The sequence below is a fragment of the Dietzia cercidiphylli genome, from assembly GCF_014145145.1.
GTDB lineage: Bacteria > Actinomycetota > Actinomycetes > Mycobacteriales > Mycobacteriaceae > Dietzia > Dietzia natronolimnaea.
This window is the reverse complement of the sequence record NZ_JAALEA010000454.1, coordinates 1-5,876: the sequence shown is the minus strand read 5'-3', so window position 1 is coordinate 5,876 and position 5,876 is coordinate 1. Positions and strand designations below refer to the sequence as shown.

The window sequence follows — 5,876 nt, the reverse complement described above, 5'->3', positions numbered from 1 at the left end:
CGTTCGAGCGGATGCCGCGCTCGCGCCTGGGGACCGCGTCCGCCTCGTGGAACATCTCCTTCGACGCGGGCACGGGTCTCGGGTCGGTGGTCATGGGTGGCGTCGCCGGTTTCGGATACGTCGTCCTGTTCACGGTCGCGGCCGGCGTGGTGCTGCTCGTCGGCGGTCCCGCGGCGGTGGGCGCCCGGCGCACCCGGCCGACGCGTGATCTGACCTCGCCCGCCACGGACGATAAAGTGAGCCCATGACCTCATCGGCCCCGCGGGTGGCGCTCCTCGACTACGGCTCGGGCAATCTCCGCTCGGCCCATCGCGCGCTGGAGCGTGTCGGCGCCCGGGTCGAGCTCACCTCGGACCACCGGGTCGCCACCGAGGCGGACGCGCTCGTGGTCCCGGGGGTCGGTGCGTTCGCGGCGTGCATGGAGGGTCTCCGGGCGGTCAAGGGGCCGCGGATCATCGGCGAGCGTCTCGCCGGCGGTCGCCCCGTCCTGGGGATCTGTGTGGGTATGCAGGTGATGTTCGAGCGTGGGACGGAGTTCTCGGACGGCGAGCACGCCGATTCCGGGGCGGCGGGCTGCGGTGAGTGGCCCGGGGTGGTCGAGCGGCTGGAGGCACCGGTGCTGCCGCACATGGGGTGGAACACCGTCGAGGCGCCCGAGCGCAGCGTCCTGTTCGCCGGCATGCCCGCCGACGAGCGCTTCTACTTCGTCCACTCCTACGGGGTGCAGCGGTGGGAGATGGAACCGTCCGACCACCTGGCCCCGCCGGATGTCACCTGGGCCCGGCACGGCACGAGGTTCGTCGCCGCCGTGGAGAACGGGCCCCTGTCCGCCACCCAGTTCCACCCCGAGAAGTCGGGCGACGCCGGACTTCAGCTGCTCGAGAACTGGATCAGATCCCTTGGCTGACCGCCGGGGTCGCCCGGCGCCCGTGTCGTTCGCGGTACTGGCGTTGGGGGTATCCGGGGCGGGGGTCCTCTCCCTGGGGCTGACGGCCCTGGCGGTGGCGCTGCTCCCGCTGCCGCCGGTGGGCCGGGCGGTCGTGGCGCTGGTCGGGGTGGTCATGACGGTCGTGGCCATGGGGGTCGTGTCCACCCGCATCACCGATCGGGCGATCCGTGCCGAGTACGGGGACGAGCCCGCCGTCGAGGTCGGGGTCGACTCCGGCGTACACCCCGGGGAGCCGTCGGAACCGGCCGAGGGCGATGGGGAGCACCCCCGGGCGGACGGACTACGCTGATGCCCGTGACCAACGCTTCTTACCTCGAACTCCTGCCCGCCGTGGACGTCGCCGACGGGCAGGCCGTCCGTCTGGTGCAGGGGGAGGCCGGGACCGAGACCTCGTACGGATCTCCGCTCGAGGCCGCGATGCAGTGGCAGCGGGACGGGGCCGAGTGGGTCCACCTGGTGGATCTCGACGCCGCCTTCGGACGCGGGACCAACCGCGACCTCCTGGCCGAGGTGGTCGGCGCGCTCGACGTCAAGGTCGAGATGTCCGGGGGGATCCGCGACGACGACTCGCTGGAGGCCGCCCTCGCGACCGGCTGCGCCCGGGTCAACCTGGGGACCGCCGCCCTGGAGGACCCGGAGTGGTGCGCCTCCGCGATCGCCCGGCACGGGGACCGCATCGCGGTGGGGCTGGACGTCCGTGTGGTCGACGGCGAGCCCCGACTCCGTGGCCGCGGGTGGGTGTCCGACGGGGGCAACCTGTGGGAGGTGCTGGAGCGCCTCGACAAGGACGGGTGTGCGCGGTACGTCGTCACCGACGTCTCCAAGGACGGCATGCTCAACGGTCCGAACCTCGAGATGCTCTCCCAGGTGTGCTCGGTCACCGGAGCGCCGGTGGTGGCGTCCGGCGGGGTGTCCTCCGTGGCCGACCTCGAGGCCATCGCGACGCTGGTGCCCGAGGGCGTCGAGGGCGCGATCGTGGGCAAGGCCCTCTACGCCGGTCGCTTCACCCTCCCCGAGGCGCTGGCCGCGGTGAGCGTCCGCTGAGCCGGCAGTGACCACCAGGCGGCTCCACCCCACCCCATGACCTCGAGCAGGAGGCCCGAGATGACCGATCAGACCGGAAACACCCTGCCGACGGACCTGTCCGTCGACCCCGCGGAGGCGCTCGCCCTGGCGGCCCGCGTGCTCGAGGAGGTCACCCCCCGCTTCGTCGAGGGACTGGGTGCCGAGGGCACGCGCGCCAAGGGCTCGCGCAACGACTTCGCGACCGAGCTCGACCTCGAGCTGGAGCGTCGGATCTCCGACGCCCTGCGCGAGGGCACCGATCTCGAGGTGCACGGCGAGGAGTTCGGCGGCCCGCCGGTCAACGAGGGCACACTCTGGGTGGTCGACCCGATCGACGGCACGGCCAACTACTCCCTCGGCATCCCCACCACCGGCATCCTCGTCTCGCTGGTCCACGAGCGGCAGCCCGTGCTCGGGCTGACCTGGCTTCCCCTCCTCGGCCTGCGGTTCACCTCGATCGCCGGGGGCCCGCTCAAGGAGAACGACGAGGAGATCCCGCGGATCGCCGACGTCTCCATCCGCGACGTCGCGCTGGGCCTCGGGTCGCTCAACACCGGCGCCCGCACCACCTACCCGCCGGCCTATCGACGAGAGGTGTTCGAGCAGCTCACCCTCGACGCCGCCCGCACCCGCAAGTTCGGGTCGACGGGGGTGGACCTGTCGTTCGTGGGTTCCAGCCGGTTGTCCGCTGCGGTGAGCTTCGGCAACTACGCGTGGGACAACGCCGCGGGCGCCTCCCACATCCGCGCGGCCGGGGGAGTGGTCACCGACCTGACCGGTGAGCCGTGGTCGATCGACTCCCAGTCGATCCTCGCCGCCGGCCCGCGAGCGCACGCGGAGGTGCTCGGCACCATCCGCGAGCTCGGCGAGCCGGGCAACTTCTTCGAGGCGGGCCGTCGCCGGGCCACCCCCGGTCCCGACGGCAACCGCCCGTGGCTCGACGGGGAGCGGTGAACCGGGCATGACACTCGCCACCCGGGTGATCCCGTGCCTCGACGTCGACGCGGGCCGCGTGGTCAAGGGCGTGAACTTCCTCGATCTGCGGGACGCCGGTGATCCGGTCGAGCTGGCAGCCGCCTACGACGCGCAGGGCGCGGACGAGCTGACCTTCCTCGACGTCACCGCGTCGTCCTCGGGGCGCGGGACCATGCTCGACGTGGTCACACGCACCGCGGAGCAGGTCTTCATCCCCCTCACCGTGGGCGGCGGGGTACGCGCTGCCGAGGACGTCGACCAGCTGCTCCGCGCCGGGGCGGACAAGGTCAGCGTCAACACCGCCGCGATCGCGCGTCCGGAGCTGCTCGAGGAGCTCAGCAGGCGCTTCGGCTCCCAGTGCATCGTCCTGTCCGTCGACGCCCGGACGGTGCCGGCGGGCGAGGCCCCCACACCATCGGGATGGGAGGTCACCACCCACGGTGGCCGCCGGGGCACCGGGATCGACGCCGTCGAGTGGGCCCGGCGTGGCCAGGAGCTGGGGGTGGGGGAGATCCTGCTCAACTCGATGGACGCGGACGGCACCAAGGCGGGTTTCGACCTGGACATGGTCCGTGCGGTCCGTGCGGCGGTGACGATCCCCGTGATCGCCTCCGGCGGGGCCGGCGCGGTCGAGCACTTCGCCCCCGCGGTCAAGGCCGGCGCCGACGCCGTTCTCGCGGCCAGCGTCTTCCACTTCGGCGAGATGACGATCGGCGACGTGAAGAGGGCCATGGCGGCCGAGGGGATGACGGTCCGATGAGTGATCCGGCCCTGGACCCGACCATCGCCGACCGGCTCACCCGGAACGCGGAGGGTCTGATCGCTGCCGTCGTGCAGGACGCGACCTCCGGTCGGGTCCTCATGATGGCGTGGATGGACGACGCCGCCCTCGCCGAGACGCTGGCCACGCGGCGCGGGGTGTACTACTCGCGCTCGCGCGGGACGCGGTGGGTCAAGGGGGAGACCTCCGGCCACGTGCAGCACGTGCGCAGAGTGGAGATCGACTGCGACGGCGACACCGTCCTGCTGAAGGTGGACCAGACCGGGGCAGCCTGCCACAACGGCACGGTCAGCTGCTTCGACACCGACACACTCCTCGGGGAGGACTGAGCCCGTGCCCTTCATCCAGATCAACCAGCTCGACGGGATGGACCCCGAGTCCAAGTCCCGGGTGATCGAGGCCGTCACAGCCGCCTACGCCGAGGCCGCGGGCAAGGACCCGGCCAAGGTGTGGGTGCTCGTCAACGACATGCCGCACGACTCGTTCGGGATCGGCGGCCGGGTCGTCGGATGAGTACCAGGACCACCACCTTCGAGCAGTTCCGGGCGCTCGCCTCGGGCCACCGGGTCGTCCCCGTGGTGCGCACGGTGCTCGCCGACTCCGAGACGCCGCTCTCCGCGTACGACAAGCTCGCGGCCGACCGGCCCGGGACCTTCCTGCTGGAGTCGGCCGAGCACGGCCGGTCGTGGTCGCGGTGGTCGTTCATCGGCTGTGGGTCTGCCGCGGCGTTGACCGTCGACGACGCGGGTGAGGCCATGTGGTTGGGGCACGTGCCCGCGGGGGCTCCGACGGGCGGAGACCCGCTCGACGCCCTGCGCCGGACCCTGGACCTGCTGAGGACCGACCAGATCGAGGGCCTGCCGCCGCTGACGTCCGGGCTGGTGGGTTACCTCGGGTACGACATCGTGCGCCGACTCGAGCGCATCACACCGGACACCACCGATGACCTCCACATCCCCGAGCTCGTCCAGATGCTGGCCACCGACCTGGCGGCGTTCGACCACCACGAGGGCCGGATCCACCTGATCGCCAACGCGGTCAACTGGGACGGCAGCGACGACCGGGTCGAGGAGGCCTACGCCGACGCGGTGGCCAGGGTGGACTCGATGACGGCGAGGCTCGCGGCTCCCGGCGCCGGCGGGGTCAGCGTCTTCGACACACCGGATCCGCGGATGCGCCGCCGCACCGACGAGTCGACCTACCACGAGCGGGTGGCCGACATCATCGAGCAGATCTACTCCGGGGAAGCCTTCCAGGTGGTGCTCAGCCAGCGCTTCGAGGTCGACACCTCGGCCTCGCCGAGAGACGTCTACCGGATCCTGCGCACGACCAATCCGAGCCCCTACATGTATCTGATGACGGTCCCGGACGGCAGCGGGGACGACGGCTTCGGTGGCACCGCGTTCACCATCGTCGGATCGAGCCCCGAGGCCCTGGTCAAGGTGCAGGACGGGCTGGCCACGACCCATCCGATCGCCGGGACCCGGCCGCGGGGTGAGGACGACGAGCACGATGTCCTGCTGGCCAAGGACCTCGTGGAGGACGCCAAGGAGAACGCCGAGCACCTCATGTTGGTGGATCTGGGTCGCAACGACCTCGGCCGCGTCTGCGAGCCGGGCTCCGTCGTCGTGACCGAGTTCCGCCAGGTCGAGCGGTACAGCCACGTGATGCACCTGGTCTCCACCGTGACGGGCCGCCTGGCGGAGGGGCGCACGGGCATCGACGCCGTCACGGCCTGTTTCCCGGCCGGCACCCTGTCGGGCTCGCCCAAACCCCGCGCGCTGCAGATCATCGAGGATCTCGAGGACACCCGTCGCGGGGTCTACGGGGGAGTGGTCGGCTATGTGGACTTCGCCGGCAACGCCGATCAGGCGATCGCCATCAGGTCCGCGGTGCTCAAGGACGGGACCGCCTACGTCCAGGCCGGTGCCGGGATCGTCGCCGACTCGGTCGCCGCGTCCGAGGACGAGGAGTGCCGCAACAAGGCGATGGCGGTCCTCCGCGCCGTCGCGGCGGCGGACACCCTGAGACCCGCGGGCCCCACGGGAGGCGCTGCGGGCGCGGACACGCCGGGGGAGGGCCGGTGACCCAGAACGCCCGGCTCCG

8 protein-coding genes and 1 pseudogene are annotated in these 5,876 nt (G+C 72.0%); all 9 read left to right on the top strand.

Features of this window, described 5'->3' with window-relative positions; all coding sequences use genetic code 11:
- Positions 1-248, top strand: a pseudogene (locus G6028_RS15310) (MFS transporter); the annotation flags it as partial.
- Complete coding sequence (gene hisH / locus G6028_RS15305; protein ID WP_182641518.1) at positions 245-907, top strand: imidazole glycerol phosphate synthase subunit HisH; 663 nt, start codon at positions 245-247, stop codon at positions 905-907. The pseudogene G6028_RS15310 and the gene hisH, both read left to right, overlap by 4 nt.
- A gap of 22 nt (positions 908-929) precedes the next feature.
- Positions 930-1,238 (top strand): hypothetical protein, encoded by a 309-nt coding sequence (locus G6028_RS15300; protein ID WP_182641517.1) that lies wholly within the window; start codon positions 930-932, stop codon positions 1,236-1,238.
- A complete protein-coding gene (priA, locus tag G6028_RS15295) occupies positions 1,238-1,993 on the top strand; it encodes a bifunctional 1-(5-phosphoribosyl)-5-((5-phosphoribosylamino)methylideneamino)imidazole-4-carboxamide isomerase/phosphoribosylanthranilate isomerase PriA (protein WP_182659381.1) in 756 nt (251 codons plus the stop codon). Before G6028_RS15300 ends, priA begins: the two co-directional genes overlap by 1 nt.
- Before the next feature lie 60 nt (positions 1,994-2,053).
- Positions 2,054-2,968, top strand: coding sequence for an inositol monophosphatase family protein (locus G6028_RS15290; RefSeq protein WP_182641516.1), 915 nt, complete (start codon positions 2,054-2,056; stop codon positions 2,966-2,968).
- A gap of 7 nt (positions 2,969-2,975) precedes the next feature.
- Entirely contained in the window at positions 2,976-3,749 is a 774-nt protein-coding gene (hisF, locus tag G6028_RS15285) for an imidazole glycerol phosphate synthase subunit HisF (protein WP_182641515.1), read from the top strand.
- Complete coding sequence (hisI, locus tag G6028_RS15280; protein WP_182641514.1) at positions 3,746-4,099, top strand: phosphoribosyl-AMP cyclohydrolase; 354 nt, start codon at positions 3,746-3,748, stop codon at positions 4,097-4,099. Before hisF ends, hisI begins: the two co-directional genes overlap by 4 nt.
- Before the next feature lie 4 nt (positions 4,100-4,103).
- Positions 4,104-4,283, top strand: coding sequence for a tautomerase family protein (locus tag G6028_RS15275; protein WP_179525144.1), 180 nt, complete (start codon positions 4,104-4,106; stop codon positions 4,281-4,283).
- Positions 4,280-5,857 (top strand): anthranilate synthase component I, encoded by a 1,578-nt coding sequence (locus G6028_RS15270; protein ID WP_182659380.1) that lies wholly within the window; start codon positions 4,280-4,282, stop codon positions 5,855-5,857. The genes G6028_RS15275 and G6028_RS15270 overlap by 4 nt, the downstream gene beginning before the upstream one ends.
- The last annotated feature ends 19 nt before the right edge of the window (positions 5,858-5,876 follow it).